This window comes from Roseibium alexandrii DFL-11 (genome assembly GCF_000158095.2).
GTDB lineage: Bacteria > Pseudomonadota > Alphaproteobacteria > Rhizobiales > Stappiaceae > Roseibium > Roseibium alexandrii.
The window spans coordinates 3003763-3027745 of record NZ_CM011002.1; the positions used below are offsets into that span (position 1 = coordinate 3003763).

General features: G+C 55.5%; 21 protein-coding genes. 8 read left to right on the forward strand and 13 right to left on the reverse strand.

Going from position 1 to position 23983, the window contains the following annotated elements:
* The first annotated feature begins 60 nt into the window (after nucleotides 1–60).
* Entirely contained in the window at nucleotides 61–1887 is a 1827-nt protein-coding gene (gene ftsH / locus SADFL11_RS13880; protein ID WP_008192351.1) for an ATP-dependent zinc metalloprotease FtsH, read from the forward strand.
* 150 nt (nucleotides 1888–2037) lie between these two features.
* Here the strand turns inward: ftsH and SADFL11_RS13885 are convergent, their stop codons facing one another.
* Nucleotides 2038–2664: a CoA transferase subunit B gene (locus tag SADFL11_RS13885; protein ID WP_008190858.1), complete on the reverse strand. Its 627-nt coding sequence runs from the start codon at nucleotides 2662–2664 to the stop codon at nucleotides 2038–2040.
* Between the two features lie 21 nt (nucleotides 2665–2685).
* A complete protein-coding gene (locus SADFL11_RS13890) occupies nucleotides 2686–3381 on the reverse strand; it encodes a CoA transferase subunit A (protein ID WP_008190021.1) in 696 nt (231 codons plus the stop codon).
* A gap of 251 nt (nucleotides 3382–3632) precedes the next feature.
* Between SADFL11_RS13890 and SADFL11_RS13895 the strand changes: the two genes are divergently transcribed.
* Nucleotides 3633–3875, forward strand: coding sequence for a DUF6460 domain-containing protein (locus tag SADFL11_RS13895; protein ID WP_040451504.1), 243 nt, complete (start codon nucleotides 3633–3635; stop codon nucleotides 3873–3875).
* Nucleotides 3876–3878: 3 nt separating this feature from the next.
* Here SADFL11_RS13895 and SADFL11_RS13900 read toward each other — a convergent pair whose 3' ends face one another.
* The 5 genes from SADFL11_RS13900 to SADFL11_RS13920 form a co-directional block, all read right to left on the reverse strand.
* Complete coding sequence (locus SADFL11_RS13900) at nucleotides 3879–4703, reverse strand: ABC transporter permease (protein ID WP_008194036.1); 825 nt, start codon at nucleotides 4701–4703, stop codon at nucleotides 3879–3881.
* Nucleotides 4700–5623, reverse strand: coding sequence for an ABC transporter permease subunit (locus tag SADFL11_RS13905; protein ID WP_008192778.1), 924 nt, complete (start codon nucleotides 5621–5623; stop codon nucleotides 4700–4702). The genes SADFL11_RS13900 and SADFL11_RS13905 overlap by 4 nt, the downstream gene beginning before the upstream one ends.
* Nucleotides 5624–5633: 10 nt before the next feature.
* Nucleotides 5634–6791 (reverse strand): ABC transporter ATP-binding protein, encoded by a 1158-nt coding sequence (locus SADFL11_RS13910; protein ID WP_040452847.1) that lies wholly within the window; start codon nucleotides 6789–6791, stop codon nucleotides 5634–5636.
* A 77-nt stretch (nucleotides 6792–6868) separates the two neighbouring features.
* Nucleotides 6869–7963: a polyamine ABC transporter substrate-binding protein gene (locus SADFL11_RS13915; RefSeq protein WP_040451502.1), complete on the reverse strand. Its 1095-nt coding sequence runs from the start codon at nucleotides 7961–7963 to the stop codon at nucleotides 6869–6871.
* A gap of 171 nt (nucleotides 7964–8134) precedes the next feature.
* Nucleotides 8135–9523 carry a glutamine synthetase family protein gene (locus SADFL11_RS13920; protein WP_040451500.1) on the reverse strand — a complete coding sequence of 463 codons (1389 nt, stop codon included), beginning with the start codon at nucleotides 9521–9523 and terminating at the stop codon, nucleotides 8135–8137.
* A gap of 110 nt (nucleotides 9524–9633) precedes the next feature.
* Between SADFL11_RS13920 and SADFL11_RS13925 the strand changes: the two genes are divergently transcribed.
* The 3 genes from SADFL11_RS13925 (at nucleotide 9634) to SADFL11_RS13935 (ending at nucleotide 13347) form a co-directional block, all read left to right on the forward strand.
* The gene (locus SADFL11_RS13925) at nucleotides 9634–10380 is read left to right on the forward strand and encodes a GntR family transcriptional regulator (protein WP_008196140.1); all 747 of its coding nucleotides are present in this window, start codon (nucleotides 9634–9636) and stop codon (nucleotides 10378–10380) included.
* Nucleotides 10381–10519: 139 nt separating this feature from the next.
* The gene (locus SADFL11_RS13930) at nucleotides 10520–11926 is read left to right on the forward strand and encodes a glutamine synthetase family protein (protein WP_008189922.1); all 1407 of its coding nucleotides are present in this window, start codon (nucleotides 10520–10522) and stop codon (nucleotides 11924–11926) included.
* Between the two features lie 26 nt (nucleotides 11927–11952).
* Complete coding sequence (locus tag SADFL11_RS13935; protein ID WP_040452844.1) at nucleotides 11953–13347, forward strand: aspartate aminotransferase family protein; 1395 nt, start codon at nucleotides 11953–11955, stop codon at nucleotides 13345–13347.
* Nucleotides 13348–13363: 16 nt separating this feature from the next.
* On the opposite strand, the gene SADFL11_RS13940 is transcribed toward SADFL11_RS13935, so the two are convergent.
* On the reverse strand, nucleotides 13364–14236 hold the full coding sequence (locus SADFL11_RS13940; protein WP_040451498.1) for a LysR family transcriptional regulator: 873 nt from the start codon (nucleotides 14234–14236) through the stop codon (nucleotides 13364–13366).
* A gap of 155 nt (nucleotides 14237–14391) precedes the next feature.
* Between SADFL11_RS13940 and bla the strand changes: the two genes are divergently transcribed.
* Nucleotides 14392–15276, forward strand: a complete 885-nt coding sequence (gene bla / locus SADFL11_RS13945; RefSeq protein WP_134853032.1) for a class A beta-lactamase — start codon at nucleotides 14392–14394, stop codon at nucleotides 15274–15276.
* Nucleotides 15277–15797: 521 nt separating this feature from the next.
* Nucleotides 15798–18104, forward strand: a complete 2307-nt coding sequence (locus tag SADFL11_RS13955) for a fused MFS/spermidine synthase (protein WP_040451496.1) — start codon at nucleotides 15798–15800, stop codon at nucleotides 18102–18104.
* 47 nt (nucleotides 18105–18151) lie between these two features.
* Here SADFL11_RS13955 and SADFL11_RS13960 read toward each other — a convergent pair whose 3' ends face one another.
* The 5 genes from SADFL11_RS13960 to cysG form a co-directional block, all read right to left on the reverse strand.
* A complete protein-coding gene (locus SADFL11_RS13960) occupies nucleotides 18152–18688 on the reverse strand; it encodes a DUF934 domain-containing protein (protein WP_008188862.1) in 537 nt (178 codons plus the stop codon).
* 34 nt (nucleotides 18689–18722) lie between these two features.
* Nucleotides 18723–19484 carry a phosphoadenylyl-sulfate reductase gene (locus tag SADFL11_RS13965; protein ID WP_008194125.1) on the reverse strand — a complete coding sequence of 254 codons (762 nt, stop codon included), beginning with the start codon at nucleotides 19482–19484 and terminating at the stop codon, nucleotides 18723–18725.
* Nucleotides 19471–21129: a nitrite/sulfite reductase gene (locus tag SADFL11_RS13970; RefSeq protein WP_008197335.1), complete on the reverse strand. Its 1659-nt coding sequence runs from the start codon at nucleotides 21127–21129 to the stop codon at nucleotides 19471–19473. Before SADFL11_RS13970 ends, SADFL11_RS13965 begins: the two co-directional genes overlap by 14 nt.
* A 159-nt stretch (nucleotides 21130–21288) precedes the next feature.
* Complete coding sequence (locus SADFL11_RS25465; RefSeq protein WP_008192738.1) at nucleotides 21289–21588, reverse strand: DUF2849 domain-containing protein; 300 nt, start codon at nucleotides 21586–21588, stop codon at nucleotides 21289–21291.
* Nucleotides 21589–21600: 12 nt separating this feature from the next.
* Nucleotides 21601–23064: a siroheme synthase CysG gene (gene cysG / locus SADFL11_RS13980; protein ID WP_040451493.1), complete on the reverse strand. Its 1464-nt coding sequence runs from the start codon at nucleotides 23062–23064 to the stop codon at nucleotides 21601–21603.
* Nucleotides 23065–23467: 403 nt separating this feature from the next.
* Between cysG and SADFL11_RS13985 the strand changes: the two genes are divergently transcribed.
* Nucleotides 23468–23962 (forward strand): invasion associated locus B family protein, encoded by a 495-nt coding sequence (locus SADFL11_RS13985; protein ID WP_008189562.1) that lies wholly within the window; start codon nucleotides 23468–23470, stop codon nucleotides 23960–23962.
* The last annotated feature ends 21 nt before the right edge of the window (nucleotides 23963–23983 follow it).

Genomic DNA, 23983 nt, shown 5'->3' on the forward strand with positions numbered 1-23983 from the left:
CTTGTGCCGAAACCCACCAATGGGCCTCGTCAAATTCAACGGTTAGAGGACTTCCTTCCCATGGAGAAGAAGCACCAGATCAATCTTTGGTACGCCTTTATCGCAATGATGCTGGTGCTGACCTTTCAGAGCTGGTGGACGGCCTACAAGACCATTGAAGAGATCCCCTACAGCCAGTTCGAGCAGTACCTCAAGGACAAGAAAATCGAGGAGATTTCCGTCAAGGAAAACACCATTCAGGGCAAATTCAAGGAGCCATTGAAAGACGGCAAACAGTATTTTGTGACAACCCGCGTAGAACTGCCGCTCGCCGAAGAACTCACGAAATACGATGTGAAGTTCACTGGCGTGATCGAGAGCACGCTCATCCGGGACATTCTCTCCTGGGTATTGCCAGTGTTGCTGCTCTTTGGCCTTTGGATGTTCTTCATCCGGAAGTTCGCCGAAAAGCAAGGCATTGGCGGAATGATGACCGTCGGCAAGTCCAAGGCGAAAGTCTATGTGGAGACGGATGTCGAGGTCAGTTTTGAAAATGTCGCCGGGGTCGATGAAGCCAAGCGGGAACTCAAGGAGATTGTCGATTTCCTGAAAGATCCGAAGTCCTATGGTCGGCTTGGCGCGCATGTGCCAAAGGGCATTCTTCTGGTGGGGCCTCCGGGTACCGGCAAGACGTTACTTGCCCGTGCAGTTGCCGGTGAAGCGGGTGTTCCGTTCTTCTCGATTTCAGGGTCCGAGTTTGTCGAAATGTTCGTTGGTGTTGGCGCGGCCCGTGTCCGGGACCTCTTTGAACAAGCGCGCAAGGCGGCACCGGCGATCATATTCATCGACGAACTCGATGCGCTGGGGCGTGCGCGGTCGAGTGGTGCCATGGGCACCAATGACGAAAAGGAACAGACCCTCAATCAGCTCCTGACCGAATTGGACGGGTTCGATCCCTCAAGCGGCATCATTTTGCTGGCCGCGACCAACCGGCCGGAGATCCTTGATCAGGCGCTCCTGCGCGCTGGCCGTTTCGACCGTCAGGTTCTGGTCGACCGTCCAGACAAAATCGGCCGCCGGGCAATCCTGGATGTACACGTCAAGAAGATCACACTAGCTAAGGATACGGACCTGGATCAGGTTGCCCAACTGACAGCTGGGTTCTCAGGTGCCGATCTTGCGACATTGATCAACGAGGCCGCCCTGCTCGCGACCCGTAGAAATGCAGATGCTGTCACCCTCAAAGACTTCAACGAGGCTATTGAGCGGGTGATTGCCGGCCTTGAAAAGCGAAGCCGCGTCCTGTCCGACAAGGAGCGCAAGACCGTCGCCTTTCACGAAATGGGCCATGCGCTTGTTGCCGCCAATCTTGAAGGCTGCGATCCGGTGCACAAGATTTCGATCATACCGCGCGGCATCGGCGCGCTCGGCTACACCATGCAGCGGCCAACCGAAGACCGGTTCTTGCTGTCCACACAGGACCTGGAAAACCGGATGGCGGTTTTGATGGGCGGGCGTGCGGCAGAAGAAATCATCTTCAACGAGATTTCAACCGGGGCGTCGGATGATCTTCAGAAGGTCACCGAAGTCGCCCGAGACATGGTGATGCGCTATGGCATGGAAGGCGGCCTCGGCAATCGCGTCTATGCAAGCCCGCAGCAGAATTTTCTCGGCCAACCTGTGCCGGACAGGGCGGATGTCTCAGAAGAAACCCAGCGGGAGATTGACCTGGCAATCCGCGCCCGGGTGGAGGCGGCCTTCGCAAGAGCAAAAGCGATACTGAACGATCACCGGTCCGAACTTGATGCCGGCGCAGAGCTGCTTTTGACCAAGGAAACCCTGACCGATCAGGACTTCCCGGCCATTCGCCCCATCGCCGAGCGCAACGCCGCCGCAGCGGCTGAGTAAACAAACAAAACGCCCACAAAATGCGGGCGTTTTCCAGCTCTTTGACGCTCACATCTGCCGCCCCGGACTTGATCCGGGGCCTCACCAATTTACCCGAGGTCCCGGCTCGGAGGCCGGGACGGCAGATTGGAAACCATCAGTTTCCGATACTCAGACGACGTTCGCTTCGGTCTTGGATTTGACTTCATCCAGGGAAACATCCTGAGCAAGTTCAACGACCGTCAGGCCGTGCGGCGTGATGTCGAAAACGCCGAGGCCGGTGATGACCCGGTCAACGCAGCGCACGCCGGTCAGAGGCAATGTGCACTCTTTCAGAAGCTTCGGATCGCCGGCCTTGGAAGTGTGGTCCATGATGACGACGACGCGCTTGACGCCGGCGACAAGATCCATTGCACCGCCCATGCCCTTGACCATCTTGCCCGGGATCATCCAGTTGGCGAGATCACCGTTCTGGGAGACTTCCATTGCGCCGAGGATCGACAGGTCGATGTGACCGCCGCGGATCATGCCGAAGCTGTCGGCAGATGAGAAATAGCTCGTCTGCGGCAATTCGGTGATTGTCTGCTTGCCGGCGTTGATCAGGTCGGCATCAACCTCATCATCGGTCGGGAACGGGCCCATGCCGAGCATGCCGTTTTCCGACTGCAGGGTGACATGCATGCCATCCGGAATGTAGTTGGAAACCAGTGTCGGAATGCCGATACCGAGATTGACGTAAAAGCCGTCGTGAAGTTCTTTTGCCGCGCGCGCGGCCATATCGTCACGTGTCCAGGCCATGTTTTTATCTCCTCAACTCGATCAGGCTTCGCGGGTGGTGCGCTTTTCGATGCGCTTCTCATGGCTGCCGACAATGATGCGGTCGACAAAGATACCGGCGGTGTGGATGTTGTCCGCATCGAGTTCACCGACCTCAACCAGCTCTTCCACTTCCACAACAGTGGTCTTGCCGGCAGTCGCCATCATCGGATTGAAGTTCCGCGCGGTCTTGCGGTAGATCAGATTGCCTTCCTTGTCGGCCTTCCAAGCTTTGACCAGGGAAACGTCGGACACAAGGCCGGTTTCCATGATGTAGGTCTCGCCATTGAAGTCCTTGTGCTCTTTGCCGTCGGCAATCAGCGTACCCACACCGGTCTTGGTGTAGAAACCCGGAATGCCTGCACCGCCGGCACGGATGCGCTCGGCAAGTGTACCTTGCGGGTTGAATTCGAGCTCCAGCTCGCCATTGAGGTACTGCTTTTCGAAAGTTGCGTTCTCACCCACGTAAGACGACACCATTTTCTTGATTTGGCGGGTTTGCAGCAGCAAGCCCAAACCGAAATCATCCACGCCGGCATTGTTGGAGATCGCGGTGATGTTTTGGGCGCCGGATTCCCGCAGAGCCACAATAAGGTTCTCCGGAATCCCGCAAAGGCCGAAGCCACCGGCCATCACAGTCATTCCGTCAAAGGTCAGGCCCTCCAGGGCAGCCTTTGCGTCCGGGTAGACTTTGTTCATTTTTCACTCCCGTTTGGTGTCGTAACGCACATTGGCGGCACATTCGCTGCAAGTTTTCCTTCGGTCAAGGGGCAATGATGCATCGCAGCGAAAAACATGAACCTTCATTCAGATCGCAAGGTTTACCCTGTTTGCGGATTGTCGTATGCGAACAGCTTCTTGGCCCATGGATATGGTTTTGTGCCTGACCGGATATGGTATGTAATTCCTTAACGGTCAAACGAAGATTACCTACGAAAGACTCTGGCGCCTTGTACCAATTCCTGTCGACCCTTTTTAAGATTGCGGTGATTTCGCTGCTGGTCGGCGCCGGATTGTCGTTCATCAACATCACAGCGGAAGATGTGCTCGGCTCCATCGGTCTCAGCCCGATCCAATTGTGGATCTACATGCTGGAGTTCCGGGACTGGGCAATCCCCAACATGATCCTCGGCGCGTTCATCGTGGTGCCGGTCTGGCTGGTGATCTATCTCTTCCGCCCACCCCGCGCATAAGCCTTAACCATCCGCACCGAAGGCAGCCCGTTCATCGCGTTCTCTTTGCACCTGCTGCCGCTTGGTGGCAATGGAGGCTGCAATCACACCGATCGACACAAGCACAACCAGGATCGTACAGACCGCATTGATTTCCGGCGTTACACCAAGGCGGACCTGAGAATAGATCTTCATCGGCAAGGTGGTCGCACCCGGCCCCGTTGTGAAGCTCGCAATCACGAGATCATCCAGGGACAAGGTGAATGCCAGCATCCAGCCCGCAATAACACCGGGTAGGATGATCGGCAGCGTGATCAGGAAGAACGTTTTGACCGGCGGGCACCCAAGATCTTCTGCCGCCTCTTCAACGGATTTGTCGAAACCGACCAGCCGCGATTGCACGACAACCGCCACGTAGCACATGGCAAACGTGGTGTGCGCTATGATGACCGTCCAAAACCCGCGCGCCTGATCCATCGCCACAAAGAGCAGCAGCAGCGAAAGTCCGAGGATCACCTCCGGCATTACAAGCGGGGCGAAGATCATGCCCGAAAACATTGAGCGCCCTATGAACCGCCCTGAACGCACCAAAACCAATGCGGCCATTGTGCCGAGCACCGTCGCGACAGATGCCGAAACAAAGGCAACACGCAGCGTCACCCACGCCGCATCCAGCAACTGATCGTTCTGGAGGAGTTCCACATACCACTTGGTGGAAAATCCGCCCCAGACCGTCACCAGCCGGCTATCGTTGAACGAATAGATGACCAGAAGCACAATCGGCAGATATAGGAACGAAAAGCCGAGGACGATCGACGTTACATTGAACCAGGAAGGGCCGCGCGTCATTGGTTCTTCTCCGCCATTTTCTGTTGCTGGTTCTGGAAAAGAACAATCGGGATCACGAGGATCAGCAAGAGGATCACTGCGACCGCCGAGGCCACCGGCCAGTCGCGGTTGTTAAAGAACTCCACCCACAGCGTCTTGCCGATCATCAGCGTTTCAGACCCGCCGAGAAGGTCTGGGATAACGAACTCCCCAACCGCTGGAATGAACACGAGGAAGCAGCCTGCGATAACACCAGGAAGCGACAAGGGAACTGTGATCTTCCAGAATGCTTTCCATGGCGGGCAGCCAAGGTCCTCTGCGGCTTCGAGCAAACTGCCATCCAGTTTTTCAAGACTGGCATAAAGCGGCAGCACCAGGAACGGCAGGTAGGAGTATACGATACCGATATAGACCGCGACATTGGTGTTCAGGATCACCAGCGGATCGTCAATGAGGCCCAGCATCATCAGGAACTGATTGAGAAGGCCCTCGTTTTTGAGAATACCAATCCACGCGTACACGCGAATAAGAAAGCTGGTCCAAAACGGCAGGATCACCAGCATCAATAGGGTCGGCCGCCAAGCTTCCGGGCTGCGCGCCATACCGTAGGCGATCGGGTAGCCAATCAGTAGGGTAATGAGTGTGGAAACTGCGGCAATGTAGACCGATGAGACGTAGGACTTCCAGTAAAGGGCATCTTCCGTCAGCCAGATATAGTTCTCAAGAGAGAGCTCAGTGAGCGCTTCCCGAAAAGCCTGCCAGCCTTCAGCCAAATCGAACGTCGGAAAGTACGGAGGAATGGCAATCGCAACTTGCGACAGCGATATTTTAAAGACGATCAGAAACGGCGCGAGGAAGAAAATCAGCAGCCAGAAATAAGGAACTGCAATCAGTCCCCAGCCGCCGATGCCCCGTTTGGATTTAGGTGCCGCTTTGCTCATGCCGCCCTCCTCATCCGGTCAGGATCACACCGGCGTCCCGGTCAAATGTCAGGATAACATTTTCATCCCACGTAATCGGGTTTTCGACCATACGCGAGATGTTGGCTTTGGTGGCACGTAAAATGTCATGATCGTCCTCACCAACCTTCGCGTGGAAGATGGAAACGTCGCCAAGATAGGCGATGTCCCAGACAATCCCACCGATCTGATTGGTCACGGAATCTTCTGGCTGCCCCTGCGAAATACGCATTTTCTCCGGCCGGATAGCATACCAGACCGTATCGCCAACCGAGGCGGATGTGGTCTGTTCCGTGTCAATGGCGAAGTCGCCAACGGCCGCTTGCATGCGGGTTCCGTTATCGCCTTTCTCCAGAACCTTTGCCTCAATCAAGTTCACATCGCCGATAAAGTCGGCAACAAACTTGGAGTTCGGCGCTTCGTAAATCTCGGAGGGCGTTGCCACTTGAACAAGCTCGCCGCGATCCATGACAGCGATCCGGTCGGCGACCGTCATTGCTTCTTCCTGATCGTGCGTAACGATCAGGAACGTCATTTTCAAATCTTCCTGAAGCGCCATGAGCTCAAACTGCGTTTCCTCGCGCAGTTTGCGATCGAGTGCGCCCAATGGTTCATCGAGCAGCAAGACCTTAGGCCGTTTTGCGAGAGACCGAGCCAGCGCGACGCGCTGCCGCTGGCCGCCGGACAACTGGTGCGGCTTGCGCTTGGCGAATTGCTCAAGTTTGGTCAGCCGCAGCATTTCGGCGACCCGATCATCAATTTCCGTTTTCGAAAGGTTGTCCTGCTCCAGGCCGAACGCAATGTTCTTCTCAACGCTCATATGCGGGAAAAGCGCGTAGGACTGGAACATCATGTTGGACGGCCGCCGGAAAGGCGGAATGCCGGACAAGTCCTGGCCATCCAGAAAGATCTCACCGGAGGTGGGCGTCTCGAACCCGGCGAGCATCCGCATCAACGTGGTCTTTCCGCAGCCGGACCCGCCAAGGAGCGCAAAGAACTCCCGCTTGTAGATCTTGAGTGAGAGATTGTTGACCGCGATGAAGTCACCAAACTTCTTGGTAACATTGCGAAATTCGATAAACGGCTTTTGTTCCGGATCTTCCCAGGGAACAAATTCGCGGCGCACTGGTCCGATCGTCTTTTTAGCCAAGGTATCCCCCACCCCACGAAGAACTGTGACACAAAAAGTCCACCGGACGGCAAGTGCCGTCCGGCGGTTGTCTTGGGTTACTGTCCGCTTTTCACAGAAGTCCAGGACCGTGTCACAACGCGGTTCACCTTCGGCGGGTAGGACGTCACGGTGTAGAGGTTTTCAACAGCCTCTGCCGGCGGATAAATCGCCGGATCGCCAATGACATCGTCATTCAGCATTTCTTGAGAGGCCTTGTTGCCGTTTGCGTAATAAACGTAGTTCGAGGCCTTCGCCATCACATCCGGGCGCATGATGTAGTTCAGGAATTCATGCGCTTCCTCTTTGTTTTTTGCGTCTGCCGGGATCGCCATCTGGTCGAACCACATCAGCGCGCCCTCTTTCGGAATGGCATATTCAACGGTAACACCGTTGTCGGCCTCTGCTGCGCGGTCACGGGCCTGTAGAACGTCGCCAGACCAACCGACGGCCAAGCAGATGTCGCCATTTGCTAGCGCGTTAATGTACTCCGAGGAGTGGAATTTCTGGACATAGGGCCGGACCGATTTCAAAAGCTCGGTCGCTTTTTCGATGTCGCCCGTGTCCTTGCTGTCCGGGTCCAGTCCAAGATAGTTCAGCGCAGCCGGGAACAATTCGGTCGGCGCGTCAAGAACATGGATACCGCATTCTTGGAGTTTCGCGGCATTTTCCGGCTTGAACAAGAGGTCCCAGCTGTCGACCGGCGCGTCTTCGCCAAGTGCAGCCTTTACCTTTTCGACATTGTATCCGAGGCCAGTGGTGCCCCACATGTAATTGATAGAGTAAGCGTTGTCCGGGTCGTATTTGGCAACCCGCGCTTCGATATCAGACCACATGTTCCCGATATTGCTCAGCTTGGATTCGTCGAGTTTGTCGAAGACACCTGCCTGGATTTGACGTGACAGGAATGTGCCGGTCGGGACCACAACATCATACCCCGTGCCGCCTGCTAGAAGCTTGGTCTCAAGCACTTCGTTGGAGTCAAACACATCATAGACGACGTTGATGCCGGTTTCCTTGGTGAAGTCTTCCAGGATCGACTCATCGATATAGTCGGACCAGTTGTAGACATTGACCGTACGGTCTTGAGCAAGTGCAGCCCCACCCAGAACACTGAGTGAAGTCACAGCGAGAAGCATAGTCTTGAGTTTCATATTCGTGTTCCCCTGTTTTGTTTCGGAGGACGTTGACCGTCATCTTTTTGCAAACGGCAGCAACCGTTTGCGGTTCCCTTTGGTCTGACGCGAACTTTGCCATGCACGTTTTTTTTGTCCAGAGTCGATTTTGGGCAAGCATGCTCAGGTTATGTTCGTTTTTCGACTTTCTTACAGATACGTCTGTCGTTCGAGTGAAGAAATTTCACGGCCAAACTCGTTCAGTTCTTCCCGTTTGATTTCCGTAAGCACCTTGTGCATTTCCGGTCCTACAGCCTTTTTCATCAGCTTCGAGGCCTCAAAGGCGTCGATCGCTTCGTCCATCCAAGGTGTCAGGCGCTTTTTTCGCTTTTCATAAGCGTTGCCGGTCACAGCAGCAGGCGGATCCTTCTTGAGACGAAGCCCCTCCATCATACCTGCAAGGATCCCGGTGAGAACCAGATATGGATTGGCATCCGCCCCAGCAATCCGGTGCTCCACGCGCGCGGCCTCTGGAGAAGAAGCGGGGACCCGCAGAGCTACAGAGCGGTTGTCAAAGCCCCAGCAGATTGATGCCGGAGCATAAGACCCAGGCTGCATGCGCCGGAACCCGTTGAAGGTTGAAATGAAAAGCAACAGCGCTTCCGGCATTGTCTTCAACAGGCCGTTGATGGCGTAGCCTAACCGCTCGCTTCCGTGTTCCGGGCACGCAAATAGATTGCCTTTGTCATCCTCCATGGAGACATGCACATGCATACCGTTGCCCGGCCATTCCACATAGGGCTTGGCCATGAAGGACGCCTTGAGCTCGTGCTTGCGTGCGACGCCAGCCACAAGGCGGCGCAGCAGCACCACGTCGTCAGCCGCCAAGAGTGGATTGTTCCTATGATGCAGGTTCAGTTCAAACTGCCCGGGTGCTGCTTCGGACACAGCAGCATCTGCGGGAATGCCCTGAGCCTCGCAAGCTCTGCGCAAGTCATCAACCACGGGCAAAAGCGCTTCCAGATCGGACAGCGCATACATGTTCTGCCGCGCCGGCCCGAGATGGGTCGAAAACAAGGGCTTTGGCTGCTCGGTCCAATCCCCGTCACTTTCCTCGAAAAGATAAAACTCCAGCTCAAAGGCACATGTGGCTGAGACGCCGAACTCTTCTTTCATCTGCGCCACTGTGTTTTCAAGCACATGCCGCGGATCAGCGAGGAACGGTCCGCCATCGCGATTGTACATCGACAACAGCACCTGAGCAGTCTTGCGATCCGCCCACGGAACTAGCTTCAAAGATTCCGGAATTGGCCAGCAAACACCGTCCTTGTCGCCAGTTTCCAGGTGCATACCGGTCGCTTCGACTTCCCGTCCCCACACGTCCAGCCCAAACAGGGAATACGGAAACGCGACGCCGCCTTCGAAGACTTTCGCCAGCGCTTTTCCGGGCAACCATTTTCCGCGAAGCACCCCGTTCGTATCCGGCAGAACCACTTCGAGTGTATCCAAGTCTGGATGTTCTTCCAAAAAGGCTTCGAAAGCCGACTTCCAACCGGGCTCCGCCGGATGTTCCAGAATCTGGTGAGGAAGCTCGTTCATTTACGTCCTGTGTTTCTGCTGGCCTTGCTGGTTCTTTGGACCGCCAGCTTATGATTGCGATATTGGAAAAAATGTGATCACTTTCCACATAGACTGTCAAGACAATCGCGATGAAATCGCAAAAGCAGCATGCAAGGATATCACTATTGCCGGTCCGGCGCTCTGCACTCAATGCTGGTCCTGAAAAGACCCAAACGACCGCTTCAGCGCGCAGCGCCACCCGCGATCAAGTGGATATCGCTGTGCGGTCTGGCCTGCTGACCGGACGGTTTATTCCCGGAAAGGCGGTAACCCTGCGGGGCCTTGCAGCAGAGCTTGGGGTCAGCCCGATGCCGGTGCGCGAGGTGCTTCAACGGTTGGCTGCCGAAAACGCGCTTGAAGTCAAACCCAATGGGCGCATCCAGGTTCCGGACATGACACCGGAGCGGTTTGACGAGGTGTTGATGGCCCGTCTCCTGCTCGAGCCGGAACTGTCCGTACGCGCCATGCCCCGCCTTAGTTCTGACGACATTGCAGAACTGAGGAGCATTGATGACGACATTGACGTGCGACTGAATTCTGGTGACGCCGAAGCCTATATGCGGCTGAACCACGCCTTTCATTTCCATATCTACCGAGCGTCCGGCTCCCGTGTTTTATTGCCGCTGATCGATAGTCTCTGGCTCCAGTTCGCCCCCTTCATGCGTACCGTTTACGGGCGTGTTGGCACAGTGAATTTGATCGACCAGCACAAGGCCGCCATTCATGCGATCGAGATGCAAGATGCCGCAGCATTGAAAGAAGCAATCACGGCAGACATCGCTGATGGCATGGGTCTCCTTGGCCGGGAAATTCTCCAAGGCGAAGAGCCCAGTTGATCCCGGCTCAACCTTGTGTCATTTTGTGATCACAAAATAGTCCTGACGGCATTTAGATAGAGCATGAACAGCAGCAATTTCGTGATTTTCACGGCTGTTCGGTTCCGCCGATCACGGACAAAAATCTCTGGAGCCTCGCGTGACTGATACCCCACCTGCCAATTCGACCCCGCACAAGGAAGAAAGCCTCCGCGGCGTTTCAGATGTTGATGCCGCGCGGGATTGGCTCAACCATCGGAACATTCAGGATATCGAGTGCATCGTTCCGGACCTGGCGGGCGTTGCCCGGGGCAAGATGATGCCGACGGAAAAATTCTTTTCCGGCCCTGTCATGACCATGCCTGCCTCGATCTTTGCGCAGACGATCTCCGGCGACTATCCGGAAGACGACGAGCGCTTCCAACACAATCCGACTGACGGCGACCTCTATTTCCGCGCCGACTATTCAACGCTGACGACAGTCCCCTGGGAAAGCGATCCGACGGCACAGCTCATTCATGATGCTTACACCCGCGAGGGGGCACCTGTTGAAACCGCCCCACGCAACGTCCTGAGGCATATTCTCAAGCTCTACGACGACAAAGGCTGGCAGCCGGTTGTCGCCCCCGAGATCGAATTCTATCTGGTCCGGCCCAACACCGATCCCGACTATCCGCTGGAACCGCCGACAGGCCGCTCCGGCCGTCCTGAGGTCGGCCGTCAGTCCTATTCGATTTCAGCCCTTAACGAATTCGACGACTTGATCGACGATATCTATGACCTGTCCGAACAGCAGGGTCTGGAAATAGACACGATGATCCATGAGGAAGGCGCTGCGCAGATGGAAATCAATCTGCGTCACGGCAATCCCCTGGAGCTCGCAGATCAGGTTTTCCTGTTTAAGCGCACCATCCGTGAAGCCGCGCTGCGGCATGAGATGTATGCGACCTTCATGTCGAAACCGATGTCGAACCAGCCCGGGTCGGCGATGCACATCCACCAATCGGTGCTCGACAAGGAAACCGGTAAGAACATCTTTGCCGGCGAGAACGGCATGGAAACGGAGGCGTTTCTATCCTTCATTGCCGGGCATCAGGTGTATCTGCCGCAAGTCACGCCAATCATGGCGCCGTTCGTGAATTCCTACCGCCGGTTCTCCAAAACCTCGACCTCGCCGGTCAACGTGTACTGGGGCTATGACAATCGGACGGTCGGGCTGCGCGTGCCGTATTCAAGTCCGGATGCGCGGCGCCTGGAAAACCGTATCCCGGGCTCTGACGCAAACCCGTACCTTGCAATCGCGGCATCTCTTGCCTGCGGCTATCTCGGGATCGTCAAGGGTCTGAAGCCGGATGCCCCGCGTATGGATGATTGCACCGAGCTCACCAAGTCCCTGCCGCGCGGTTTGCCAGAAGCTCTTACGTTGTTCGAAAACTCGGAAGACATGATCGAGGTTTTCGGAGAGAAGTTCGTCGCGACCTACCGCGCCATCAAATACGAAGAGTTCGAAACCTTCATGTCGGTGATCAGCCCGTGGGAACGGGAATATCTTCTGCTGAACGTGTGATTGACCTTCTTCCGGAGCATCCTTTTATGACTGCCCATTCCAACATCTATCCGACCAAGGCGCTTCAGGAACTGGACGCCGCACACCATTGGCATCCGTTTTCGGACATGAAATCGCTTAATGCCGAAGGCAGCCGGGTGATCACCAGCGCAGATGGTGTCTGGTTGACGGATTCAAACGGCAACAAGATTCTCGATGGCATGGCCGGGCTCTGGTGCGTGCAGGTCGGCCATGGCCGCTCGGAAATCACCGAAGCTGTGACCAAACAAATGAACGAGCTGGCCTATTACAACACGTTCTTCAAGACGACCCACCCACCCGCAATCGCTTTGTCGGAAAAGCTCGCCAAGCTCGCGCCCGATCACATCAACACCGTGTTCTACTGCTCGTCCGGCTCGGAAGCGAACGACACTGTGTTCCGCATGGTGCGCACCTATTGGGACAAGATGGGCAAGCGGGACAAGAAGGTGATCATCGGCCGCTGGAACGGCTATCACGGTTCGACCCTCGCCGGTACCAGCCTTGGCGGCATGAAAGCCATGCACGCACAAGGGGATCTGCCTGTTTCCGGTGTCCACCATATCGACCAGCCCTACTGGTTTGGCGAAGGACAGGACATGAGCCCCGAAAACTTCGGCGTTCATGTGGCCCGCAAACTTGAGGAAGCCATCGATCAGATTGGCGAGGACAAGGTCGCGGCCTTCATTGCAGAACCCATCCAGGGTGCGGGTGGCGTTATCATCCCGCCAGAAACTTACTGGCCTGAAGTCAAGCGCATCCTTGAGGAGCGCGACATTCTGTTTGTGTCTGATGAAGTCATTTGCGGCTTTGGCCGGTTGGGTGAATGGTTCGGATCCTCCTACTACGGCGTGAAGCCAGATCTAATGCCGATCGCCAAAGGCCTGACGTCCGGCTATCTGCCGATGGGTGGTGTTCTGGTCTCTGACCGCGTCGTGGAGGGCTTGATGCTGGCAGGGGATGACTTCAACCACGGCTATACCTATTCCGGACATCCGGTTTGTGCCGCAGCTGCGCTCGCAAATCTGGAGATCATTGAACGCGACGGCCTGGTGGACCGGGTCAAGACCGATATTGGTCCGTACCTCAAGGAACGCTGGCTAAAACTTGGCGAGCATGAGCTCGTAGGCGAAGCCCGCATGACGGGGTTGGTTGGCGCTCTGGAATTGGTGCCGGACAAAAAGAACCCGACCAAGAAATTCTCCGATGTCGGCGTGCCCGGCACCCTGTGCCGCGATGTTTCGTTTGAGCATGGGATGGTGATGCGCGCCGTTCGTGACAGCATGATCATCTCACCGCCTTTGGTGCTGTCTCACGAAGAGGCAGATCATCTTGTCGCAACTGCGGAAAAAACGCTGAACGATACCTATCGCATCTTGAAGCGCGATGGGTGGATGGGCTGACACCATCGGGCAGGCTTTAGGAAGCTGACGCCTGCCCTTCGATCCAATCCCTGAACTGACGCATCGCCAGCGTTTCATTGCGGGATTTCAACCAGGTCAACCAGTAGCGGCCGAGCGATACGGTTTGCGGGAATGGTTGTTTCAGCCGGCCCGTCTCCAACTCCTCCCGAAACATCGTCACAGGTACGAGCGCAACACCTGCGCCTTTCGCGGCAGCAGCAGCCATTGTGACCGATGAATCAAACATCCAACCTCTAATGCTCCGCGGTTCAACATTCACCGCATCAAACCACCGGTTCCATTCATCCAACCTGTACGACCGCAAGAGTGGAACAGCCTTTAGGTCACTGGGGGTCTTCAGCGCTTCCGCCATTAAGGGTGCGCAGACCGGAGACAAAGGCGCATTGATCAACTGGAGCGCATTGGTGCTGTGCCAGGCCCCGTCCCCGAACCGAATAAAGTAGTCGAGACCGTCCTCAAGAAAATCGGCCCGGTTGTTGTTGGTCTTCAGCCGCACATCGACATCTGGGAAAAGCCTCGAGAAATCAGAGAGCCGATCAATCAGCCAGCCATAAGCGAAAGTAGACACGGCGCCAACAGTGAGTACCTCTTGAAAATTGCCATGTTCGAAGCGGCTAAGCGTAGCGCTCATTCGGCCAAAGGCATCGCTTAGAACTGGTAACAGTGTCTGACCTTCATCTGTTAGCACAACGCCACGTGGCAATCTATCAAACAGCGACACACCCAGAATTGCCTCAAGCGACTTTACCTGATGGCTGACTGCGGTCTGGGATACTCGCAGTTCCATACCCGCCTTTGTAAAACTTCCAAGGCGCGCAGAAGCTTCAAAGGCCCGGAGAGCGTTCAACGGCAATTGCGAAATATTCATTCAGGCATATCCAAGGCCAAATTTTTCTCATGCCTAACCAGAGAAACCATCATTTGTCGATCCCTCAAGCTGCGATCATATTCCTCTTCACCGATCGGCATTGCTTCAGAACCGCGGCTGGAGCGCCCATCTTTGACAACGATTGGACAAATCTGATGATGTTTCCCAAAGCGCTCACGTTGGGCGCAGCCGCTCTGTTTTTGACGCTTCAAGGACCCGCTTATTCCGGTGGACCAGAGTTCGATCCGGCGCCGCTTGCAACGGTCGCCAAGGCGATCGAAAGCCGTTTGAACACCCGCATTGGCGTTGCCGTTTTCGATCCGGCAAGCGGGCTGAACTGGAACTATAACGGTGACGACCGGTTCCCGATGAACAGCACCATGAAGGCCTTTGCCTGCACGGCGTTGCTTGAGCGGGTCGACAAAAAGCAGACCATTCTCGATCAGCGAACTATAATTACTGGAGATATGATCGTCTCCTATTCGCCGGTCACAGAAAACCATATCAACACAGCGAATATGACCCTTGCCGATCATTGCGAGGCGACCATCACGATCAGCGACAACACATCTGCGAACATCATTCTGGAAGAACTTGGCGGTCCAAACGGGGTGACGACATACATGCGCTCCATCGGCGATGACGTCACACGTCTGGACCGCAATGAGCCGAGCTTGAACGAAGGAACTCCGGGAGACCCACGCGACACCACCACACCAGTGGCTGCAGCTCAATCTCTGTACAAGGTTCTGTTTTCAGATGAGTTGAGTGCCTCGTCCCGAAAACAACTGATGCAATGGTTGGAGGCGAACAAGGTGGGTGATGCAACGCTCCGTGCAGGCTTGCCGCATGACTGGCGCATTGCGGACAAGACAGGTGCCGGAGCATATGGTTCCCGCGGCAATATTGCGATCATCTGGCCACCCAACCACACACCGGTCGCTCTTGCCGTTTATGTCACCGAAAATGAGGCAGAGTTCCAGGCCCGGAACAAGGCCATAGCCGAGATTGGCGCGGCCTTTAAGGCGAGCTTTGAATAAATTAATAGACCGGGCCTGCAGCGCTGGCCCGGTCTTTTTTATCGGAACTCAACGTCTGTGCCGCTATTCTGCCGCTACGGCCACATAGCGATGCGAGCGGCACCCGGTCTAGGATGTAGCTGGCAACCGCACGGATATCGCGCTGATAGTTCAATTGCTCCCGCAGGTCGCGGGGGGTTAGAATCCACGGCAATCAGAGCTTTAGGCGTTTTGTCTTTATCGACTGACTTTTCGATCTATGCGACCACATTCTCCGTTTTGAGCCATTGTCGCCCTTCGCTATTGTAAATTCAGCGTGCCACAGCGCAGATAAATCTGCTGCTCCCAACAAAAGTTTTATCCGGATCGATGCGCCCCTAACCTATCAGACTGTTTACACGCTCCTGGTCACATTTTGTCGGTCCAGCGGGCAACGCCAATTGAGATGCTTCAGATACTAAATCCTGTAGGTCTCAATTTTGCTGAACGAATGTTAAAGAATTTTCGCTACGCATTGTTGGCGATAAGGAGATCACCATTCAATGTCATTGCCATTCGATAGATTTTCTGACGAAAATTCTTCAAAAAATCAAACCCCGTCGATCGTTCTCCCGGTTTTCACAGCCACACTGTTCGTGAGTGCCTTACTTCTTTTTGCCATTCAGCCGTACTTCTCAAAACTTGTTTTGCCGAAACTTGGCGGCTCGCCCGGCGTTTGGTCTGTGGCGATGATATTTTTTCAAAGTGTACTCTTGCTCGGGTATGCCTATGCGCATTTACTCACCCGTTATGTTGGCATTCAATACGCGGTTGCAATACACGCACTGGTTCTTACGTCTGCCGTCCTCTTTCTTCCCCTGGACATAGCAAACGGTTGGGAAACGCCGCCAGAATCAGGTCAAGAATTCTGGTTGATCGGTCTGTTTGGCGCGTCAATTGGCGTACCGTTTTTCGCAGTGGCAGCGAACGCTCCGCTTCTCCAAGCATGGTTCTCGAAGTCGGGCCACCCGCATGCTAAAGATCCGTATTTCTTGTACGGGGCAAGCAACATTGGAAGCTTTTTTTCGCTCTATATCTATATATTGCTGATTGAACCAAATTTTACTTTAAGCAATCAGTCTATATTATGGGCTGGCGGCTATACAATACTTCTTGTTGGAATATTACTATGCTCAAGCTACTTGCTTCCGCGGTTAAATCCGACAAGCATGGCTTTTTGCTCTCTGCCTGAACAGGCAAACTGCAGTCAACCTTTAGAAAATATGACGGTGGTTCAAAAAGCATTCATCGTCGGCATTGCAGCGATACCGTCTGGCCTCACAGTTGCAGTCACCGCTTTTATTTCGATCGACTTAGCTTCTGCACCATTCTTATGGGTTATTCCCCTTTCACTTTTCTTATTGACCTTTGTACTTTCCTTTCGGCAATCACCTCCAATTTCTTTAAAATTCTTGTCAAACGTATTTCCGTGGGTTTTGATCATAGCGACGTTTGTGATTTTTTTCACTCCAACACCCAATATAGTTGGTTCTCTGATCCTAACTCTTCTTTGTTTTTTCTTGGCAGCTTTGTTCTGTCATACTCTGCTTTATAGTCGTCGCCCTGATGCAACGCAGTTGACATCTTTTTATTTCTGGATGTCTCTAGGCGGTGTTATCGGCGGCGTATTTGCCGGCCTCATAGCTCCCCGCGTTTTTGACTGGGTTGCAGAGTTCCCACTACTCATGTTGGCAGTCATATTCTTGCTGCCCTACAAGCGGAAGACGAGTGGAAAATCTCTTTTGACGGGACTGGTGATCGGTATTGGCCTAGCAGCCCTGCTTTCTTTCGCACTCCAGTCTGAAGCTAGTTCCACACTATTGAAACGCTCCCACGTCCTTCTGCTCCTGATTGGTATGGTGACCTTCGCTGCGTTTGTTCAATTACGATCTCAGCCTGCTGCACTTTCGCTACTCATAGCCGCAATACCCCTTGCCATCACAAGTCTGCACTTGGGCAACAACATGTATTCCGAACGATCATTTTTCGGCGTGATTAAAGTCAATTCTTCTTCGGATGGCCAGCATCGCCTCATGCTTCATGGAACAACCGTTCACGGTGTAACGCATGAGTCAGCATTCGCGCCTGAAGTGGGGCAAGGCGCGCCCGAAGCGCTATCATATTACCACCAATCAGGAGAAATGGCCGAAGTCCTGCGGGCTGCACGAGAAAATTCAGGCGGCCAAATCAATCGGGGGGCCATTGTCGGACTCGGTACCGGAAGTTTCTTATGCCATAGTAAGCCGAAGGAAAGTTGGACTTTTTTTGAAATTGATAAAGCAGTTATTGATATTGCCTCAAACCCCTCATACTTCAGATTCATTACCGATTGCGCACCGGATGCTCGACAGGTTCTTGGAGATGCGAGACTTACACTTGCTTATGAGCCTGATCGCCATTTTGATTTCATGCTAATTGATGCATTTTCATCAGACTCAATCCCAGTTCATCTAATGACGCTCGAAGCGCTAAATATCTATTTTTCCAAACTGGCACCCAATGGCCTTTTGGCCATGCATATCTCTAACCGTCATCTAGAACTTGAATCGATCCTGGCGGCAATTGCCGAACAAGAGGGATTGGCAATCCGATCTGCTCAGTTTGAGCGAGACAAAACTGAACGCGCTAGAAAGATATTTCCGGCCAAAACGGTCGTATTAGCCAAAACCGACGAGCAACTAGGGCCACTGTCAAGCGATCCACGTTGGAAAAAGGTTGCTTCCGGTGGAACGCTACCTTGGACAGACGACTACTCCGATATTATCGGAGCGATCCTACGGCATCAGTTGCGAAACCCAGACCCTTCCTGATCTGAAGGTCTGTTGCCGCCCGTCGGGTCCACCTTGATGGAGTCGCTCTATTCTGCCGCAATGGCTACATCGCGGTGCGAGCGGCGGGCCCAGGGCCGGGTGCCTTCCGGAATTTCTTCGATCAAGCCGAAAGCCGGTTGCAGATACTTGGTGACTTCCGGCCACTCTCCAGCCTTCAGGGCTTTCAGAACTTCGGGCTTGGAAATCTCGAAGCTTGAGACGCCGCAACGGCGGGCGAGCGGCACCTGATCCAGAATGTAGCTGCCAACTGCACGGATATCGCCCTGATAGTTCAGGTGCTCCCGCAGGTCGCGGGCGGTTGAGAAACCACGGCCATCGGCGAAGCTTGGAAAAGCCACAGCGACGTAGGCAAACTTACCCAAATGTTCCGCAGCAAGTTCGACTTTTTCCCCGGCCTCGACCAGCAAAGCCGTTTTCCCGGCGCGGCAAAGGTACGCTTCCGGCGCCTCAAGAAACAGGGAGACCGGAACCAGCAGATCACCGTCCACGGCCGGACCGGTTTCAGCATCCGCCCGGTTCCAGGTTTCCTCGACAAACTCACCGTCTTTGTAGATCGTTGCCATTTTTCGCGTCCTCAAACTCTCTCAGCGGCGCGGCTCAAATGCCGCTGCCGTCAATTTCCTTGCCATGGGTCGGCCAATGAATGCCGCACTCTGTCTTGTCCTGACCGCGCCAGCGGCCCGCGCGTGGATCTTCGCCCGGCGCCACCTTGCTTGTGCAGGGCAAGCAACCGATTGACGGATAGCCCTCGGCGACTAGCGGATGCGGTGGCAGGTTATGGCTCTTCGCATAGTCCAGGATGTCAGCCGCTGACCAGTCGGCGAGCGGATTGATCTTGACCCGCCCGGCGTCGATTTCGAAAAAATCCAACTCAGACCGTGTTGAACTCTGATGGCGTTTCCGGCCGGAAATCCAGGCTTCAAAACCCTGCAATGCTCGTTCGAGCGGCACCACCTTGCGAATATGGCAACACGCATCCGTGTCGCTCATCCAGAGCATGCCGGCAGGGTCTCTTTCGGCAAGGTCATCCTTGGATGGCTTGAACGTGCGTACATCGGTGAGGCCAAGCTTGGCGACCAGCTCCTCCCGGTAAAGGATCGTCGCCGGAAACAGTTTCACCGTGTCGACGAACAAAACCGGTGTCGTTGGGTCCACCTGTGAGACCATGTGCAAGAGCACCGCAGAATCCGCGCCAAAGCTGGACACCATGGCGATTTCCCCGGCGAATTGATGCCGGATAGAGGCCTGAAGGATGTCCTGCGCAACGGCGTCCTCGAACTGGGCGTTCAGCGCGGCGACTTCCGCCTGAAGCCCGAGCTCCGGATCAACGCCGAGGCTGAAGGTTTCATGCAGCGCCATAAAGGGCCTCCTTAAATGGCGCCTCCCCGACCCGGCGGTACGCATCCAGGAAGGTTTCGTCCTTGCCGGACCGAAGTTCAAGATAGGTGTCGACCAGTGTCTCAATCGCGTCGACGACCTCTTCGGAGGAGAACCCGCGCCCGACGATTTCACCGATGGATGCGTTTTCGTTGGCCGAACCGCCCAGCGTCACCTGGTAGAACTCTTCGCCTTTTTTCTCGAGGCCGAGAATGCCGATGTGACCGACGTGGTGGTGCCCACAGGCGTTGATGCAGCCTGAAATCTTGATCTTCAGCTCGCCAATTTCGGCCTGACGCTCAGCTGTGCCGAAGCGTTCGGAAATCCGTTGAGCCACAGGGATTGAACGGGCCGTTGCGAGCGCGCAGTAATCCATCCCAGGGCAGGCAATGATGTCGGTGATCAACCCGGCGTTGCCTTCGGCAATGTCCGCTGCGACCAACTGGTCGAACAGAGCCGGAAGGTCATCCAGTTTCACATGCGGCAGGATCACGTTCTGCTCATGGGAAATCCGGATTTCATCCTGTCCATACCGTTCGGCAAGATCCGCAATCACATCCATCTGCGCATCGGATGCATCGCCCGGGATACCGCCGATCGGCTTCATAGACAGGGTCACGGATGTGTAGCCCGGCACGCGGTGCGGATTGAGATTGTGGGCAAGGAACTGTGCAAAAGCAGCGTCCGTCTCACGGCGCACTTCGACTTTGGCCGAGATGTCTGACCCGACCTCGAGCGGAGGGGGCACAAAGTAAGCTTCGATCCGACGCACTTCTTCGTCCGGCAGACGAAGAACACCGTAGCGGATCTTCTCAAATTCACCTTCGATATCCGCCTTCAGGTCTTCCAGGCCGGTTTCATGCACAAGGATCTTGATCCGCGCCTTGTACTTGTTGTCCCGGCGGCCGTAGCGGTTGTAAACGCGCAGGATTGCTTCGGAATAGGCAAGCAGGTCTTCTTCCGGAAGGAAGTCGCGGACCTTGCGGCCGATCATCGGTGTCCGGCCGAGACCACCGCCAACAAACACCTCAAAGCCGATCTCACCAGCCTCATTGCGGGTCAACTGCAGACCGATGTCATGCACCTGAACGGCAGCCCGGTCATTCGGCGCGCCGGTGATCGCGATCTTGAACTTGCGCGGCAGGAACGAAAACTCCGGGTGGAGCGAGGACCACTGGCGCAGGATTTCCGCATAGGGACGCGGATCAGCAATCTCGTCGGCCGCAGCACCGGCGAAATGGTCGGCCGTCACATTCCGGATGCAGTTGCCGGAGGTCTGAATGGCGTGCATTTCCACTTCGGCCAGCTCTTCAAGGATTTTCGGAGTGTCCTCGAGCTTCGGCCAGTTGAACTGGATGTTCTGGCGTGTGGTGAAGTGGCCATAGCCCTTGTCGTAGGTCCGGGCAATATGCGCCAGCTTGCGCATCTGGCGACCGTTCAGCGTGCCATAGGGAATGGCAACACGCAGCATGTAGGCATGAAGCTGCAGATAAAGGCCGTTCATCAGGCGCAGCGGCTTGAACTCGTCCTCGGACAGTTCACCGGCCATGCGGCGGCGGACCTGGTCCTTGAACTGTTCGGTGCGCTGGTTGACGAAACTCGCGTCAAATTCATCGTAACGGTACATCTGTCTCTCCTGCCGGGCGCTGCTCGTTCCGGCGCTGCCCGCCGCTTGTGCTAGATCAGCGGGCATTAAATCGGGATCGATTTCACGCCCAAAGCTGATCGCTTCTGTAGTGGCCGAGCATCTTTGGGCGTTTCCAACAAAACGCCCGATGCTCTGGTGTCAGGCGGAAACGGCCTGAGCCTGTTTTCCGAATTGCGGATGGGTGGTCGGACCTTTCGCCCGGATACGTTCGCGCAAGCGCACGGGGACAATGACGCCGTCTTCAATGGTCACATCCATCTCGTAGACGCCGACGACCTTCTGGTCTTTTTCTGCCGCTGCGCCAATCGACAGCCCCTCGGCAACAGCATCCTTGCCATCAAAGGTTCGAGCCAGCGTGACACGCTCGACCCAAACCTCGTTTTCACCGAGCCAGACGACATCGCCATCCAGAAGGCGATTGGCTGTAATGACTTTCATAAACTTATCTCCTCAAGCCGCCGCGACGGCACGCACGAGCTGCGGCGCCAGCGGTTCGGCCTGTTCAAGGGCGGCATGGCCAACGGCCTCGCCAACCACGATCAAAACCGGTCCATCGATCTCAGCGCGGTTCGACAGGACCGCAAGCTCGGACAGATCACCGGCAAACTGACGTTCATCGGGGTGCGCGGCATTCTCGATGACCGCAACAGGGGTGGATGGGGTCATGCCCGCGCCAATGAGACGATCCGCGACGGACGCTGCAACGGTCCGACCCATGTAGACAGCAACGGTTGCGCCCTTCAGCGCCAGACCTGCCCAATCAGGCAGTGTTTCCGACTTCGCATTATGGCCTGTGGCAAAAACGAGGTTGGAGGCGACGCCGCGCAACGTCAGCGGGATCTGCGCCGAGGCTGCGGCGGCAAAGGCTGCTGTCACACCGGGAACGATTTCAAAGCCGATCCCTCCGGCGCGGAGCGCCTCCATTTCTTCTGCTGCCCGGCCGAAGATCATGGGATCCCCGGCTTTCAGACGGACAACCTTGAGGCCTTTAGATCCGAGCTTCACCAGCAAATCGCAGATTTCGGATTGCGGCACGGAATGGGCGCCCTTGCGCTTACCAACGGAAATCCGTTCGGCATCCCGGCGCCCCATCGCCACCACATCAGCTGGAACGAGCGCGTCATGTACGATGACGTCGGCTTCCTGTAGGAGGCGCTGAGCCCGAAGCGTGAGAAGATCCTCAGCTCCAGGCCCGGCACCCACCAGCCACACAAACCCCGGCTCATCGGCCATGCTATTCAAAAGGCGCTGCGCTTCTGCTCGGGCAACGTCTGCCTTGCCGGCATAAAGATTGGTTGCGACCGAACCGGAGAAGAACCGGGCCCAGAAACTCCGGCGCAGATTGCCGTCAGAAATGACTTTTGAAGCCGCATCACGGAAATTCTCGGCAAGCCTTGCAAGCGCGCCAGTCGACCGCGGCAACATACCTTCGATACGGGCGCGGATATGGCGCGCCAGAACCGGTCCGACGCCGGTAGATGTGATCGCTACGGCAATCGGCGCCCGGTTGACGAGTGCGCCAGTGTAAAAATCGCAGATCTCAGGCTTATCGACCGCGTTCGCCGGTACGCCCATGATCCGAGCCGCCTCAATGACCGCCTTGTCCAGATCCCAGTCTTCCCTTGCGGAGAAGACCATGGCCGCATTGGTCAGATGTCTTGGCTTGAAGTCTTCGGCGATATGGGTCGCGGAGAACAGATCGACGGCGGATTGCAGTTCGTGATCGATGTCCTGTCCGACCACAACGATATCCGCATTGGTTTCGCCCAGAAGGCGCACCTTGGCAGCAGCTTCACCGCCATGTCCGACAACGACAACACGCCTACCCGCGACCTTCATGAATGCCGGGAAGACATCCAGCCGGTCTTCCGGCTTCTTGCGTGCTTTTTCTGTCTGTGATCTGCGGCTTGCCATCAGCAAGGGTCTCCAATCCCAATTTGATGACCTGAATGTAAGCGGTGGCGGAGAGAAGTGCCGGGTACGGGATTTCAAAGCCGGAAGAGATTGCGGAATAGATTTTCCTGATTTGCCGCTTCGGCGATGCATGCGTTCATTTGCTGGTCCCTACACGCCGATCGCGGCGAGGGCCTCTCCTAACCACAGAAAGCTCGACTACCTTTCAAATCCAACGGACACCCGGTCCAATGTGACAAACGGAAATTCCAAAGTCAGGGCTAGGAATTGACACCCGTTTCGGGCTAACAAATGAGTCGAAAAAACGAGTTATACGGTCAAGTGAGGCTGCCAGTTTCAGCCCGCCGCACTTCCCGGTTTTATTCTCCCAAGACCAACCAATCGCCAATCTGTGAGTCACATCATGCGCTTTTCGCTTTCACTTACCGCGGCCCTCACCGTCATGTTTCTTCAGGGAACTCCAGTCCAAGCCCAGCAGGCTGAACAGGGCGAACTCTGGCAAACAAGATGTGCCGGTGCCTCCCGGTCCGCAGAAGCGTTGACGTGCGAGGCCAGCCAAAGCCTTCGCGTGAAGGAGAGCGGTCAGTTGCTCTTCAAGGTGGATATAATCTATCCGGGGAACAACGCCGCGCCAGTCTTCCAGATGCAGGCTCCACTCGGGTTTTATCTTCCTGGGAAGGTGAAGCTGACCGTTGACGGCACGCAGATTGGCGACATGACCATCAGCACATGCGATCAACGTGGCTGCTATATCAGCGCCCCGGCAACCGATGCCATGATTGAAGCGATGAAGGCCGGAGCGCAGCTGCAAATCGACTTTGCCGCTTCAGCCAGTCAACGCCAGAAGATCGACGTTCCGCTGACCGGTTTCAGCCGCGCCATAGCGGCCATTCAGTAACGGCGACGAATTGCGCCCGAG

What these genes read in the sequence shown, in the direction of transcription:
- SADFL11_RS13915 (WP_040451502.1), bottom strand. Translation starts at nt 7,963, where the DNA reads ATGAAACTCAAGACTATGCTTCTCGCTGTGACTTCACTCAGTGTTCTG.
- SADFL11_RS13935 (WP_040452844.1), top strand. Translation starts at nt 11,953, where the DNA reads ATGACTGCCCATTCCAACATCTATCCGACCAAGGCGCTTCAGGAACTG.
- SADFL11_RS13960 (WP_008188862.1), bottom strand. Translation starts at nt 18,688, where the DNA reads ATGGCAACGATCTACAAAGACGGTGAGTTTGTCGAGGAAACCTGGAAC.
- SADFL11_RS13985 (WP_008189562.1), top strand. Translation starts at nt 23,468, where the DNA reads ATGCGCTTTTCGCTTTCACTTACCGCGGCCCTCACCGTCATGTTTCTT.
- SADFL11_RS13925 (WP_008196140.1), top strand. Translation starts at nt 9,634, where the DNA reads ATGAAATCGCAAAAGCAGCATGCAAGGATATCACTATTGCCGGTCCGG.
- SADFL11_RS13970 (WP_008197335.1), bottom strand. Translation starts at nt 21,129, where the DNA reads ATGTACCGTTACGATGAATTTGACGCGAGTTTCGTCAACCAGCGCACC.
- SADFL11_RS13955 (WP_040451496.1), top strand. Translation starts at nt 15,798, where the DNA reads ATGTCATTGCCATTCGATAGATTTTCTGACGAAAATTCTTCAAAAAAT.
- ftsH (WP_008192351.1), top strand. Translation starts at nt 61, where the DNA reads ATGGAGAAGAAGCACCAGATCAATCTTTGGTACGCCTTTATCGCAATG.
- SADFL11_RS13905 (WP_008192778.1), bottom strand. Translation starts at nt 5,623, where the DNA reads ATGAGCAAAGCGGCACCTAAATCCAAACGGGGCATCGGCGGCTGGGGA.
- SADFL11_RS25465 (WP_008192738.1), bottom strand. Translation starts at nt 21,588, where the DNA reads ATGAAAGTCATTACAGCCAATCGCCTTCTGGATGGCGATGTCGTCTGG.
- cysG (WP_040451493.1), bottom strand. Translation starts at nt 23,064, where the DNA reads ATGGCAAGCCGCAGATCACAGACAGAAAAAGCACGCAAGAAGCCGGAA.
- bla (WP_134853032.1), top strand. Translation starts at nt 14,392, where the DNA reads ATGATGTTTCCCAAAGCGCTCACGTTGGGCGCAGCCGCTCTGTTTTTG.
- SADFL11_RS13920 (WP_040451500.1), bottom strand. Translation starts at nt 9,523, where the DNA reads ATGAACGAGCTTCCTCACCAGATTCTGGAACATCCGGCGGAGCCCGGT.
- SADFL11_RS13885 (WP_008190858.1), bottom strand. Translation starts at nt 2,664, where the DNA reads ATGGCCTGGACACGTGACGATATGGCCGCGCGCGCGGCAAAAGAACTT.
- SADFL11_RS13890 (WP_008190021.1), bottom strand. Translation starts at nt 3,381, where the DNA reads ATGAACAAAGTCTACCCGGACGCAAAGGCTGCCCTGGAGGGCCTGACC.
- SADFL11_RS13940 (WP_040451498.1), bottom strand. Translation starts at nt 14,236, where the DNA reads ATGAATATTTCGCAATTGCCGTTGAACGCTCTCCGGGCCTTTGAAGCT.
- SADFL11_RS13900 (WP_008194036.1), bottom strand. Translation starts at nt 4,703, where the DNA reads ATGACGCGCGGCCCTTCCTGGTTCAATGTAACGTCGATCGTCCTCGGC.
- SADFL11_RS13965 (WP_008194125.1), bottom strand. Translation starts at nt 19,484, where the DNA reads ATGGCGCTGCATGAAACCTTCAGCCTCGGCGTTGATCCGGAGCTCGGG.